Source organism: uncultured Sphingobacterium sp., assembly GCF_964277905.1.
Classification (GTDB): Bacteria; Bacteroidota; Bacteroidia; order Sphingobacteriales; family Sphingobacteriaceae; genus Sphingobacterium; species Sphingobacterium siyangense.
Map to the genome: position 1 here is coordinate 21,635 of NZ_CAXYKD010000002.1, position 13,484 is coordinate 35,118.

The window sequence follows — 13,484 nt, forward strand, 5'->3', positions numbered from 1 at the left end:
GTTGAATTTGACTGTCAATAATTACCATTTATAGCTTACACCAATACCCGGAGCAAATATATTTGTTTTATATGTCCCTGAGAGATGACTATCTACATTAGTTGCCTGACGAGCAATGATGCGTTGGTATGCAAAAGAGCCCGTTATATCAAATTTTGACGATGGTTTAACCGTAAAACCACCAGAAATTAAATATCTATTATTATCGGGTGTTTCCGGGTACACATAATCTTTAGCGACTGGAGTTGCGATATAGCCACCACCTACGCGCAATTGTACTTTTTCAGAAGCAAGATATTCAATCCCAGCCTTGATGGAGCCTGCTTTGGTGTAATTCTTGGGTGATCGTGTATCTTGTAGTACAGGTGTATTTTCTTTATAATCAAAGTTTAATTCCTTGTATATGTCATAATCAATTACAGTGGCATCAACTGCCATCTTCAATTTTTCCGAAATTGGGAATGCAATTCCCGCAGCAAAAGTTGAAGGTAAAGGCAATTCTGCACTAAACTTATTTCCTGCAGGAAAATTACTTGCTACGGCACCAGGTACCTCGAAAATAGCATCTCCATCTTTAAGTTTGGTAACTACCTTAGAGCGATAACTTAATGATAAGGCAAAATCATTATCTAGATTGTAATGAATACCTACATTGTAACCTGTGCCAGTTCCAGTTCCCTTGAGGGTAGCTAGTCCGGCATGACCGTCTGGATAGAATACGGGAACGGAGTTTTCTAGATCAACAGTACCAATATTATAGACAAACCCTCCCCCAATACTGAAGTTATCAGTTAGTTTAATACTTAATGTAGGTTGGATATAGATGGCGCGTAAAGAAAGACTTACTAGGCTGAATTTTCCAATCCATTCTTTCCCCCAATCGACAGCTCCTCCGTAAGGGGTATAAATACCAATACCTGCTTTCCACCAGGAGCTTTTGGGTCCAAGAGCAGCAAATACAGAAAAAGGAGGAGTAACTTGGTTTTTTGTATGATAAACTACTGTGCTTCCAATCTCTTGAAATGCGGATTTGTACATCACAGCATTGCCGGCAACTGATATAGCATTATGGTCCATTTTTGCTAAAGCTCCCGGACTATAGAAAATGGAAGATTCGTCTATAAAGTAAGCAGAACCTGCTCCCCCCATTCCAACAGCCTTGGGACTTTGTAGATTCACTTGTGATCCTTGTGCAAACAAGAGTGACGGACTTGCACAAAGTATTGAGAATAGTAGTTTCTTCATACTAGTGTTTATTATTTGGTTAACATTCCTCTTTCAAATACAATGCTAACATAATAAATGTTTGACTAAAATTAATAAATGTTGTGTAATATTTTTTTTGCTCGTACCTTTAAATGCAAGGATACTAAAAATTAAACGATCATATTATATGGCTACAATCACTTTTAAAGGCAATCCAGTAAACACGAAAGGCAGTTTACCACAGGTTGGCGAGCAAGCTCCTGATTTTAAATTAACTGCAGGCGATCTTTCCGATAAGTCTCTACTAGACTTCAAAGGAAAGAAAATTGTATTAAATATTTTTCCTAGTGTAGATACCGGAACTTGTGCCGCTTCCGTACGTGCATTTAATAAAGAAGCATCGCAGTTGGATAATACTGTCGTGTTATGTATATCGAAAGATCTACCTTTTGCACAAGGTCGCTTTTGTGCGGCAGAAGGTCTAAATAATGTAGTGACATTATCAGAGTATAAAGATTCAAACTTTTCTGATGCTTATCAATTGGCTATTGCGGACGGCCCCTTGGCGGGTTTGTTGAGCCGTGTTGTCATTACATTAGATGAAACTGGAAAAGTGTTGTATGAAGAGCAAGTTGCAGAAATCGCTGACGAGCCAAACTATGCCGCAGCTATAGCATCGTTGAATTAAGAAGGATGTGAATGAATAAAAAAGCCTTTGCACAAGCAAAGGCTTTTTTATTTAATATGTCTTCTTGTTGTTATTTTGTTTTTTCTAATGCTTGCAAGATGTCGTGGATGATATCTTGTTGATCTTCCAGACCCACAGACAGGCGGATACTGCCCGGTTTGATGCCTAAGTTCAGGCGTTCATCTTCCGACAATTTTGAGTGTGTGGTGGAGGCTGGATGCGTTGCGATTGATCTTGAATCTCCTAAATTAGAGGTATATAAAATCATTTCCAAATGATCTACAAAGGCTTTTGCTCGCTCAAAACCACCTTTTACAACAAAGGTTACAATACCGCCACCAGCTTTCATCTGTTTCTTGGCAAGCTCATATTGTGGATGGCTTGGTAAAAATGGATATTTTACATCCTCAATTTCCGCATGATTTTCCAATGCCTCGGCCAAAGCCAATGCGTTAGAACAATGGCGGTCCATACGGATGCCCAACGTGTCTAAACTTTTTGATATGATCCAGGCATTGAAAGGCGATAATGCCGGGCCTGTATGACGGATAAAGAACATCAATTTATCGATAAGCTCTTGTTTTCCGACAACAATTCCACCCAAAACACGACCCTGTCCATCCATATATTTGGTCGCCGAATGGATAACCAGGTCAAATCCATATTGAATCGGTTTCTGAAGATAAGGTGTGGCAAAGCAGTTGTCGATCGACAGAATGATATGAGGATATTTCTCCTTGAATTTACCCAACCATTCCAAATCAACCAATTCTAGACCTGGGTTGGATGGCGATTCTAAAAAGATGATTTTCGTATTTGGCTGGATCGCTTTTTCCCATTCTTCCGGATTAGCTGCGTCTACGTAAGTTGTTGTAACACCCCAACGTGGGAAGAGTTCCGTAAATAACTGATGTGTAGAGCCAAATATTGCACGTGAAGAGACGATATGGTCTCCACTTTCGATAATTCCTGCAAAGGAGGCAAATACTGCTGCCATACCTGATGCAAAAGACAATCCTGCTTCTACACCTTCAAGAATACAAACTTTGTTGATGAATTCTGAAGTATTTGGATTAGCATAGCGGGAATAAATCATTGCATCCTCTTCGCCAGCAAAGACCGCCCGACCTTGTTCAGCGCTGTCGAAGATAAAACTTGATGTAAGGTATAAAGGAGTCGAATGTTCGCGAAGTGCTGAACGATCGACCTGTTCACGTATGATTTTAGATTGATCTTGTTTCATGATGTGTAAAGGTACGAGATGAAAATTTTATATTTGTATAATTAGCAATGAAATAACCCATTTTATGAAAAAAATATGGCTTTTGCCTTGTACTATATTCCTAGTGCTTTGCTTTTCCTGTTCAAAGGACGAGGAAATGATCTTTGAGCAAAGGCCAAAGGAAATTCCGATCCTTTATTTGCAGTCATCTACCGCTGAATCATTTATGTCTAATGTGAACGAAATGAAACTGAGTTATCGTAGAAAACAATTGGATCGCATTATAGGGGGATTTTTAGAGATACCTACCACGAACGGATTTGTCCCCTTTTTTACAGATAACGTGTACTGGGACGCTCGTGTAAACGGAAATCGGATGATACTTGAAAAAAAGAGTTTTAATAAGGAACTTATATTTTCAGACAGGCAGGAGCTATTATTTGAGGGAGGGAAAATTGTCGAACGTAAAATTTTTGAAGAAGGTACCCCTACCCGAGTATATTCTTATCAATACATAGGTGATTTGCTAAAAGGGGAGTACTGCTACGTCGACGAGCAACTCAGGTCCCAAAAAACATTCTATTTTAATTCGGCGAAGAACCTAGATAGCCTCGTTGTAAGTTATCCTAATTCAGCTTTTAAATCTGTTCAGATATTTAGTGACTATGATACCAAGCCTAATAAGATCAAAGGATTTATGGTGCTGGAAGAGTTTCTTCCCCGAGCCTTGTCGACAAACAATTATCGAAGGAAAACTACAATATCTGTTTCTGTAATTGGCGAACGTAGTTTTTTTGACGAGAAGAGCTGGGATGCGAAGCTTTTCAATTAGTGTTCCATCATCTTAAAATTTTTAAACTTTCGTAAAACAAAGAAACTGGAAATACTAAGAGGATCGAAGATAATAATTTCTTAAAGAAGAAAAGCCGGTATATGTACCGGCCTCTCTTTTATCAGAAGATTAACTTATTTTTTGACGAATTGCATCACGACGATATCTCCGGAAATAAATGTCAATTCATTATCCCGTACATCAAAGTTTGTCGTAGACTTTAAACCATTCATAAATTCGTTGTAAGCTGCATTCTCACAGTGCATCATGGTTGAAACCAATTTATCACCGATTTTGATCGAATTGCCTTTTTCACTTTCGTAGGTTCCACCAATACCATTACAACCGTTGTTACCATCTACTTTGTGGTCTTTTGTATTGAAAGTCAATGTTGGAATTTTATCCTTAAATAAATCCTTAAGTTGTTTTCCTGCAGTTTCTGGTGTGGTCAGGGATTTAAGTTCCCAGGTGCCTTCTAAAGACGTATTGTCCACTGTGCTTGGTTTTTGAACGGTAGTAGCCGTGTCGCCAGTACCTGTTGCCTCAGCTTTTTTTCCAGTTGTGTTACATGCGATTGTTGAAAACGCCAATGCAACCGCTAAAATCATTAAATTACCTCTCATAATCATTTTTAATAATATAAAACTTTCATTATTTCTTCAGCATCAAAAACCATGAAAACAACCTGAAGGTTCTTTTTGATCAATAAAGACAGACACTTTCAGAAAAAACATTCCTTTTTCTGCCCTATACTTATAATTATCATGCCAATCTCAAGTATAGCCCAATGAAGCATCTATTTGAATGCTGTTAACTACTTTATCCTCTATTAATAACGGATGGATGATTTTTGTTTGACCGACAAGCGAAAGAATCTGATTTTTTGGGGAAATTAGGGTGAAAAAAGGACAGTTTTGGGTTGATATAGCATATCAATCGAGGTAAAGCATGTTTTTCTTTGGTGTTGAAGATAAAAAATCGCTATGCAGCTATACAAAAAGTGAAATAACTGGCTGTAAATAGCACCATTGATAAATTGGAATTCTTGTTTTAATCAATCGATTGATTTGAACAAAGAATACGATTTGGCCTAGGGATAAATCCTATTGGAGCTGAGCATCGGTCGGTTTTGTACGCAAATGTTACATACAGTATTTTGCAAAACTTCTTATCTTAGGGCTTTACAACCTAATTTTCTAGCACATAAATATAGACTATGTTGACAATCTTGTTATCCTCCATTTTACTTTCCAGCGGGCCTATAGCCAAATCAGATACTTTAAAAGCTTACGGGGCTCTGCCAACCGAGCGTCAATTAAAGTGGCAAGAGATGGAAACGTATTGTTTGATTCATTATACACCGACAACTTTCCAAAATAAGGAGTGGGGGTATGGTGATGCACAGCCCTCGTTGTTTAATCCTTCGGCTTTTGATGCAAATCAAATTGCTAAGGCAGCAGCAGCAGGTGGTTTCAGGGGCTTAATTAGTGTGGCAAAACACCATGATGGATTCTGTTTGTGGCCAACCAAGACAACATCCTACAGTATCGCTTCTTCACCATGGGAAAATGGAAAAGGTGATATGGTCAAAGATTTTATGCAAGCGACCCATCGAAATGGGATGAAATTTGGTGTATATCTTTCTGCTTGGGATCGTCACGATGAACGTTACGGTACTCCGGCCTATGCTGAAGCCTACAGACAGCAGCTGACTGAATTGATGAGCAATTATGGCCCTTTGTTTACATCCTGGCATGACGGAGCAAATGGTGGTGATGGCTTTTATGGTGGCCATGAAGGAAAGCGTATCATCGATCGAACAACTTACTATGAGTGGCATGAAAAAACCTGGCCAATTGTACGAAAATTACAGCCTGAAGCGGTTATTTTCTCAGATATCGGTCCGGATATGCGTTGGGTGGGTAATGAAAAAGGATTTGCTGCTGAAACTTCATGGGCAACATTTACGCCGATTGGCTTAAACGGAAAAGTCGCTGTACCCGGAGCGACAGAATCACATAATGCCGAAACAGGTGACCGTAATGGTAAATATTGGATACCTGCTGAATGTGACGTGCCACAACGTCCGGGATGGTTTTATCATGAAGAACAAGATAGCCGTGTAAAAACACCAAATCAGCTTTTTGAGATCTATTTAAAATCAGTTGGAAGAGGAGCATGCATGAATCTTGGCTTAGCACCGATGCCTTCTGGTACATTACATGAGAATGATGTGAAGTCGCTGCAGGCTTTTGGGAAAAAAGTGAAGGAAACTTTCCGTACAAATCTGGCTAAGGGAGCAACCATCACTGCATCCAATGTCCGTAATGGTGATTCAAAATCCTATGGTACTTCATTTATTACCGATAACGACCGCTATAGCTATTGGGCAACAGACGATTCCAAAACATCGGCTACATTGGAAATAAAATTAAAATCCCCAGCTAAGTTCGACCTTATTCAGTTGAGAGAGAATATTAAGTTGGGACAACGTATCGATAGTGTTTCGATTGAACGTTGGGAAAATAACAGCTGGAAGCCTTTAGCCAAAGCAACAAGTATCGGCGCAAACCGCCTCATCAAACTCGAGCAACCTCAAACTGCAAGTAAATTACGTCTTCATGTTTATGCTCCTGTAGCGATTACGCTCAGTGATTTTGGATTGTTCAAGGAGTATAACGAGCCTTTTGCATTTAATACCAAAGAGGTGAAAAAGCTGACTGGATTTAAGATTTCGACAGGTAGATCTAATAATAATGCTTATATTTCTGACGGAAAACCAAGTACTTTTGCGACTGTTGCCGATCAAGGTGTAATCGTTGTCGCTACAGAAAAACCTGTTTCTGGTATCGGCTTCCTTCCTCGTCAGGATGGAAAGAACATAGGGACACCAACACATTATAAAATATCAACCAGTACCGACGGAAAAACATGGACCCTTGTTAAAGAGGGCGAGTTTTCCAATATTAAGGCAAATCCAATTTTGCAACAGGTGTTTTTTGATACAAACAGCGCAACCAAGTTTATCAAATTTGAACCAAAACAATTTATCGACGGCAATGAATTAGCCATAGCGGAACTTGAATTGTATGGCAAATAAATTTTTAATGCTTATCGTGGTATGTATATGTCATACCACGTTGCTTTTTGCCCAACAAAATCCACTCGTACTTTGGTATAATAAGCCCGCGAAGGTTTGGGAAGAAACTTTGCCATTGGGAAACGGACTTATCGGCATGATGCCAGATGGAAACCCTAGTCAGGAAAAGATCGTGCTCAACGAGATCAGTATGTGGTCGGGCAGTCCAGAAGATCCCAATAATTATGAAGCCTACAAAAATGTTGAAGCTATTCAGGCACTGCTTAAAGCTGGTAAAAATGATGAAGCCGAAAAACTGGTCAATGAAACTTTTGTGACCAAAGGCAGGGGGTCTGGTTTTGGTAATGGTGCAAAGGTTCCCTATGGCTGTTATCAGTTATTCGGCGACCTTTTACTGGATTATAAATTGCCCGCGGGAACGATCCAAGATTACAAGCGTTCCTTGGACTTAGCGACTGCCTCGGCACAAACTTCATTCAAGATCAACGGACAACAGGTCCAACGTCGTTATTATACTTCTTTTGACAATAATGTAGGTATTATCCAATTGAGTCAACATAATGATGAGGTACAGCAGTTAGGCATATCATTCCAGCGCCAGGAAAATATTGACCGTTATACCTTGTTGGACGATGGGATTCTGATCGAGGGATCTTTGCCTGATGGAAAGGGAGGTAAAAATCTGAAATTCGTTGGATTAATTCAGGTTAAAGGTAAAAATCTGCGGATCACCAAAAAGGATAAAACCTTAGCGGTGTCTGCAAAAGGTGGTCTCACGGTCTATTTCTCAGCAAGTACTTCCTATTATGGAAAGGATCCTTTACCTGTTGTCAGAGCGGCTGTTGCAGCAGCAAAAACTGCTGACGAACAGAAAATATATAAAAACCATCTTGCTGCCTATCAAAAAATCTTTAATCGGGTAAATCTTAATTTGTTTGGAAATACGGCGAATAACGCTATCCCTACCAATGAACGGATTGCCAATTTCTATAAAAATCCAGTTCAGGACCCTGATCTGGCCACAATTTATTATCAGTATGGAAGGTATTTGAATATTTCAAGTGCTGCTCCTAAAAATACAAATTCTCTGCCGCCAAATTTGCAGGGACTATGGGCTAATCAGATCAATACACCTTGGAATGGTGACTATCATCTCAACATCAATGCACAGATGAATCATTGGGGCGTGGAGGTCAATAACCTGAGCGAATATCATAAGCCTTTTATCGAAATGATAAAGCGGATTGCAAAAACTGGCGAGCAGACAGCAAAGGCTTACTATAACGCACCGGGTTGGGTGGTCTATATGATGACGAATATCTGGGGGTATTCTGCTCCGGGTGAGCAGGCTTCCTGGGGAGCGAGTACGGCATCAGGCTGGCTATGTAACCATCTCTGGGAACATTATCTGTTTACCGGGGATAAAAATTACCTCAAAGAGATTTATCCGATACTCAAAGGAGCGGCAGAGTTTTACGATCATACATTGGTTCAGGACCCTAAAACAGGATGGTGGGTCACTTCGCCGTCGGTGTCGCCAGAAAATGCTTTCCGAATGGCCAATGGAAAAGTTGCTGCGGTTGTGATGGGACCTACCATTGATAACCAGATCGTACGGGAATTATACCAGGCAGTGATTCAAGCCGATTCTATCCTTGCGACAAAAGATAGTTTTGCCAGTGCCTTGAAATCGAAGCTGAAGGATATCCCTCCGCCGGTAGTTGTTAGCCCATCGGGGCGTGTGATGGAATGGCTCGAGGACTACCAGGAAGTTGAACCTAAACATCGGCATGTATCACATTTATATGGTCTGTATCCTGCGGCATTTATCTCGCCACAGACGACACCTGAATGGGCTGACGCAGCACGTAAGACTTTAGCTGTACGTGGCGATGAAGGAACGGGCTGGTCTAGAGCCTGGAAAATATTGTTTTGGGCGAGATTACAGGATGGTGATCATGCACTCGAAATTCTAAGGCAGTTGCTTAAGCCTGCTTTTACCAATGAAACAACCTATCAGGGAGTCGGGGCAGGTACCTACCCTAATTTGTTCTGTGCGCATCCGCCTTTTCAGATAGACGGAAACTTTGGCGGTGCAGCCGGGATTGCCGAGATGTTGATACAGAGCCACAATGGTTATATCCATCTATTACCTGCTCTGCCTAAAGCCTGGTCAAAGGGTGAAGTTAAGGGACTTAAAACCCGTGGAAACTATACCGTAGACATCAAATGGGAAAATGGAAAGGTTTCCGCCTTGCAGATTAAAGGTAAAAAAGGAAAGCTTCGTCTATTTGAAAACGGAAACTATAAAGATTATGAAGTTCGTTAAATATTTTTGCTTGATTTCTGTGCTGGCCTTGGGGACGACAGCCTGTACCCAAAAGTCCGAATCGGCGAAGACAGCCGCCTTATTGAATAGCTTTAGCTATAAGATAACTGGAAAAACCACTGCCGGGGACGGGACTCAGGTGAGCCTCGTCGATCACGACAATAAACTGCAGCAATTTGTAAAAACACAGGTTGCTAATGGGCAATTTGTTTTGGAAGGCGAACTAGCCATGGCCGGTTTTTATGATATTCAGATAAAGGGTATGGAGGCCTATACATTATTTGTCGAAGGCGGGAGTGACTATGATCTGAGTGAAAATCAGGGTAAGTTTACCTTGACAACCTCTTCGCAGAATGCCAAGGATTTCATACAGTTCAATTCGAACTACAAACAGCGTGAAGAGGAGGAAAAAAATAAAACGGCAAATAAAAGCCAACGGGTAAGGCAGTTGGAGAGCCAGTTGCCTTCGATGGCTGCAAGAAATGATGGTTCCTATGAAAAAACAGTGGATGAAATACAGCGCTTAAGCGGCAATGCCGCATTTAATCCACGCACACTATATGCCGATTTTATTCTCGATAGTACCCACCGTTCATCCTTAGTATTGCCTTATTTTTTTAAATACATCTCCTTGGATCAGACGAATTATAAAAAATTCGATGCCGCATTGCTGAGTTTTAATACGGATTTGCAGAAGCATCCTTATTTTAAATTTGCCCGCGAAAAGGTCGATAGGGTGAAAGACTTCTACGAAAATATGCCTGTATTTCCTGCTATTAGTCCGATGAATGTAGAACGGGATAGTTTGAATTTAAAGGATATTTCAAAAGCTAAAATGTTGATTGCCGCGTTTTGGAGAACTTCCAATACAAATAGCAAGGCCGATATGGAGATGTTATGGAAAAAAGAATCTCAATTGAACGCGATGGGGGTAAAGGTTATCTATTTTTCGCTGGATAAGGATCTGGATAAATGGATCAAATCAAGTAAGGAGCTGGCCCTAGGAAAGCAGAGTTACTTTTTGAATTATAATGACCAGGCAACGATGGAAAATGATTTTGGTATAGATCGTACGCCAAGTTATCTATGGATAAATCCGCAGACCTTCCAAATTTTATCCTTGAGTGGTGAGGATCCAGCAATGCCACAGTTTTTAGGGAAGGTAAAGGAATTTCTTGCTAAAAATTAACGATTATTGTCTTAAAAAATCTTACATTTGAATTAACTGTTTAATATTTGTTATTTCAATACATAATGAAAGTCGTTCAATTTACAGTTCCGGTTGTTTACCAAGGATCTATTTGTGTGCAGGAAGACATTCTGCCTTCATTCTATAGCAACTATCACCGACACAAGGAAATCCAGCTGACCTACATCCTGAAAGGGCGGGGAACCTTTATGATTGGCAACTTTACACATAGTTTTGAAGAGGACGAGATCTATATCGTTGATGCGGATGAACCGCATATGTTCAAAACGGGGGAAGATATAAGGGATGGCATTCATGCCATCCATATTTTTTTCGACTACGAACATTTTAAACCCTTTCTGGATTTTCCTGAATTCGATGATGTCAAGTATTTCCTGGAACACATCAACGTCAGTAAAAAATTGGATGCGGAGCATTCCGTCGCGTTGAAAGAGAAATTTGTGCAGATTAACGTGAGTGCAGGCATAGATCGTCTCCTCTCATTTGTGAAGCTGATTAATTTTTTAAGTAAAAAAGTAGATCAATGGACTTCGCTGTATACGGGTATTCCACAAAAGAAGTTCTCAGATGCCGAAGGATTGCGAATCAATGAAATATTCCAATATACTTTCCAGCATTTTGGAGACAAGATTTCCTTGGAAGATATAGCAGCGGTAGCACACATGACTCCACACGCATTTTGCAAGTATTTTAAGAAACATACCCGGAAAACCTATGTTACCTTCCTCAATGAAATCCGGATTGAACGCGCCTGTAAAATGTTGATTGACGAATCTTCGGAAAGTGTTTCTAATATCGCTTTTAAAACAGGGTTTAACAATGTTGTCAATTTCAATCGGGTGTTCAAGAAAATAACCAAACTTTCGCCGAGTGAATATGTACAGGAACATCGTATGCGCGACTAGGCTGTTTGGCGGATGTTACTATGCCGTTTAATGGAATAGTCTATGGGGATTTCCGAGCTATAGCTGGATCCTCATGCCGTTGATTTTTGGTAGGCTCCCCTCTACGGAAATCGGAAGAATGGTTTTGTTGACAATATCGGAGAAAGACTCGTCAATAAAATTTAAAAATAGCAGGTGCTAAAATGGTATTTTTGAGTTCTAACGATAACCATTCCGATGAATAAAAATCTATTTATTGCACTCCTAGTTTTATGTATATCTGCGCTGCAGCTCCGGGCCCAATCTTCTCTTTTTAAGATCGATACGCTGCAATACCAAGGAACGGATAAGCATATTGTCAATTTGGTCATTTTGGGGGACGGTTACACCAAATCGCAGCTGGATGACTACGCTGCCGATGCCAAGCAGTTTACCAACTATTTTTTCTCGATCGAACCCTTCAAGCAATACAGCAGTTTTTTTAATGTGTTTGCTATTCGTACGATCTCCGAGGAATCTGGTGCAGTGCACGACTGCAAAGCCGGTGACTGTGTACATGGTGAAACCGATCTGAGTAAATATCCCCCACGTTACAATAAGTTTACACGGGATCATGCTGTTCCGATTGCTCATCCGAACACGATTTTTGGAAGCAGTTTTGACAATGGTGGTTTGCATCGTTTGGTTGTACCGCAGAAAAATGATCGTATTGAAGAGGTATTGAAAATGCATACCCCAAATTATACACAGGTCGTTGTGCTGGTCAATTCCCCATTTTATGGTGGTTCAGGAGGAAAATGGGCAACTTCTACTGTTAATTTTAAGAGCAATGACATCGCGGTGCACGAAATTGGACATTCCTTTGCCCAGCTTGCGGATGAGTATTGGGCTGGTAATCAATATGCTATTGAGTCTGTAAACCGCTCGCAATCGGCAGATGCAAAGCAGGTCCCCTGGAAATACTGGCTTGGAAAAGACGGAGTTGGTATTTACTCTTATGGTGGTAAAGGTTCGCCCTCTAACTGGTTTAGACCACATGAATATTGTAAAATGCAATACCTGGTAGCTCCATTTTGTCCCGTTTGTCAAGAGCAATTTGTTGCTTCCATCAAGAAGAAGTCAAGTCCATTTATTCAGGTAAAACCTGCCCTCGATAAGCCGATTACCTTAGATAGTGTTCAGAAGTTTTCGCTACGTCTGGCAAAACCTTCCCCGAACACCTTTAAAATGTCCTGGTTGTTGAATGATCAAACAATTGCGACCGACATTGATTCGATTTACCTTGATCCAGGAATGCTAAGCGTTGGAGCGAATACGTTGAAGGTGATGATTCAAGATACGACAAATCTATTACGTAATCCATCCTATGTCAACCATCGAGACTCGGTTGTGTGGACATTTAATCAGGTAAAATTGATTGATTTAGCGAAGGCATCGATCACATGGGGCGATACATTGGAAACCTGTTATGGTGGTGCTCAGGTGCTTACAGTAAAGCATCCTATTGCCGGACTTGAATATCGCTGGTATGATGCCGCCACAGGATTTTGGGAAGAGACGGGCAATAATATTTTTTTACAAAATATTGTGGAGTCAAAAGTATACCTCGTCCGTGGTATTTGGAATGACCGGGTTTCCGGGAAAACAAAAGTTTACATCAACACATTGGACAAAATTGATAAGCCAAAGAATATTCAGGTTAAAATCGACAAGAAGAAAAACACAGTACAATTGACAGTAAAGGATAAAGTCGATGCGCGTTATAACTATATCTGGTTGAATGAAGAGGGGAATCCGATCTATGAATGGGACGAATTTAATGGTGAGTATGTACGTCCAACAGGGGTGAATAATGTGCTCAAAATGAAATTAACAACCTCTTCTGGAAAGATATACGTTCAAAAAATAGATAAAGAGACCACTTGCAAAAGTGAGAAAACGATTGTAACTTTTTAGTTATACTATTGGAGTGAAATGATTTATAAGTTAATTTTAATCTGCCGGTTAATTAAC

10 protein-coding genes are annotated in these 13,484 nt (G+C 40.3%); 7 read left to right on the top strand and 3 right to left on the bottom strand.

Going from position 1 to position 13,484, the window contains the following annotated elements; translation table 11 throughout:
• Positions 1 to 21: 21 nt before the first annotated feature.
• A complete protein-coding gene (locus ACHWSC_RS01580) occupies positions 22 to 1,245 on the bottom strand; it encodes an OmpP1/FadL family transporter (RefSeq protein WP_286734479.1) in 1,224 nt (407 codons plus the stop codon).
• 148 nt (positions 1,246 to 1,393) lie between these two features.
• Here ACHWSC_RS01580 and tpx point away from each other — a divergent pair, with 148 nt between their 5' ends.
• Positions 1,394 to 1,894 (top strand): thiol peroxidase, encoded by a 501-nt coding sequence (gene tpx, locus ACHWSC_RS01585; protein WP_394675567.1) that lies wholly within the window; start codon positions 1,394 to 1,396, stop codon positions 1,892 to 1,894.
• A gap of 70 nt (positions 1,895 to 1,964) precedes the next feature.
• On the opposite strand, the gene ACHWSC_RS01590 is transcribed toward tpx, so the two are convergent.
• Entirely contained in the window at positions 1,965 to 3,137 is a 1,173-nt protein-coding gene (locus ACHWSC_RS01590; protein WP_394675568.1) for a trans-sulfuration enzyme family protein, read from the bottom strand.
• A 64-nt stretch (positions 3,138 to 3,201) separates the two neighbouring features.
• On the opposite strand from ACHWSC_RS01590, the gene ACHWSC_RS01595 reads away from it, so the two are divergent.
• Positions 3,202 to 3,948, top strand: a complete 747-nt coding sequence (locus ACHWSC_RS01595) for a hypothetical protein (RefSeq protein WP_394675569.1) — start codon at positions 3,202 to 3,204, stop codon at positions 3,946 to 3,948.
• A 134-nt stretch (positions 3,949 to 4,082) separates the two neighbouring features.
• Here ACHWSC_RS01595 and ACHWSC_RS01600 read toward each other — a convergent pair whose 3' ends face one another.
• Positions 4,083 to 4,571 (bottom strand): META domain-containing protein, encoded by a 489-nt coding sequence (locus ACHWSC_RS01600; RefSeq protein ID WP_394675570.1) that lies wholly within the window; start codon positions 4,569 to 4,571, stop codon positions 4,083 to 4,085.
• A 593-nt stretch (positions 4,572 to 5,164) separates the two neighbouring features.
• Here ACHWSC_RS01600 and ACHWSC_RS01605 point away from each other — a divergent pair.
• The 5 genes from ACHWSC_RS01605 to ACHWSC_RS01625 all read left to right on the top strand — a co-directional run bounded on the left by ACHWSC_RS01605 (position 5,165) and on the right by ACHWSC_RS01625 (position 13,427).
• Positions 5,165 to 7,048, top strand: a complete 1,884-nt coding sequence (locus tag ACHWSC_RS01605) for an alpha-L-fucosidase (RefSeq protein ID WP_394675571.1) — start codon at positions 5,165 to 5,167, stop codon at positions 7,046 to 7,048.
• Entirely contained in the window at positions 7,038 to 9,377 is a 2,340-nt protein-coding gene (locus ACHWSC_RS01610) for a glycosyl hydrolase family 95 catalytic domain-containing protein (protein WP_394675572.1), read from the top strand. The genes ACHWSC_RS01605 and ACHWSC_RS01610 overlap by 11 nt, the downstream gene beginning before the upstream one ends.
• On the top strand, positions 9,364 to 10,566 hold the full coding sequence (locus tag ACHWSC_RS01615; RefSeq protein ID WP_394675573.1) for a DUF4369 domain-containing protein: 1,203 nt from the start codon (positions 9,364 to 9,366) through the stop codon (positions 10,564 to 10,566). Before ACHWSC_RS01610 ends, ACHWSC_RS01615 begins: the two co-directional genes overlap by 14 nt.
• A 65-nt stretch (positions 10,567 to 10,631) precedes the next feature.
• Positions 10,632 to 11,492, top strand: a complete 861-nt coding sequence (locus ACHWSC_RS01620) for an AraC family transcriptional regulator (protein ID WP_070570223.1) — start codon at positions 10,632 to 10,634, stop codon at positions 11,490 to 11,492.
• 216 nt (positions 11,493 to 11,708) lie between these two features.
• A complete protein-coding gene (locus ACHWSC_RS01625) occupies positions 11,709 to 13,427 on the top strand; it encodes a M64 family metallopeptidase (protein ID WP_394675574.1) in 1,719 nt (572 codons plus the stop codon).
• Positions 13,428 to 13,484 lie beyond the last annotated feature (57 nt).

Bases quoted from the DNA above. Each gene is read 5' to 3' on its own strand.
- ACHWSC_RS01620 (WP_070570223.1), top strand. From the start codon at position 10,632: ATGAAAGTCGTTCAATTTACAGTTCCGGTTGTTTACCAAGGATCTATT.
- ACHWSC_RS01605 (WP_394675571.1), top strand. From the start codon at position 5,165: ATGTTGACAATCTTGTTATCCTCCATTTTACTTTCCAGCGGGCCTATA.
- ACHWSC_RS01595 (WP_394675569.1), top strand. From the start codon at position 3,202: ATGAAAAAAATATGGCTTTTGCCTTGTACTATATTCCTAGTGCTTTGC.
- ACHWSC_RS01600 (WP_394675570.1), bottom strand. From the start codon at position 4,571: ATGAGAGGTAATTTAATGATTTTAGCGGTTGCATTGGCGTTTTCAACA.
- tpx (WP_394675567.1), top strand. From the start codon at position 1,394: ATGGCTACAATCACTTTTAAAGGCAATCCAGTAAACACGAAAGGCAGT.
- ACHWSC_RS01580 (WP_286734479.1), bottom strand. From the start codon at position 1,245: ATGAAGAAACTACTATTCTCAATACTTTGTGCAAGTCCGTCACTCTTG.
- ACHWSC_RS01625 (WP_394675574.1), top strand. From the start codon at position 11,709: ATGAATAAAAATCTATTTATTGCACTCCTAGTTTTATGTATATCTGCG.
- ACHWSC_RS01610 (WP_394675572.1), top strand. From the start codon at position 7,038: ATGGCAAATAAATTTTTAATGCTTATCGTGGTATGTATATGTCATACC.
- ACHWSC_RS01615 (WP_394675573.1), top strand. From the start codon at position 9,364: ATGAAGTTCGTTAAATATTTTTGCTTGATTTCTGTGCTGGCCTTGGGG.
- ACHWSC_RS01590 (WP_394675568.1), bottom strand. From the start codon at position 3,137: ATGAAACAAGATCAATCTAAAATCATACGTGAACAGGTCGATCGTTCA.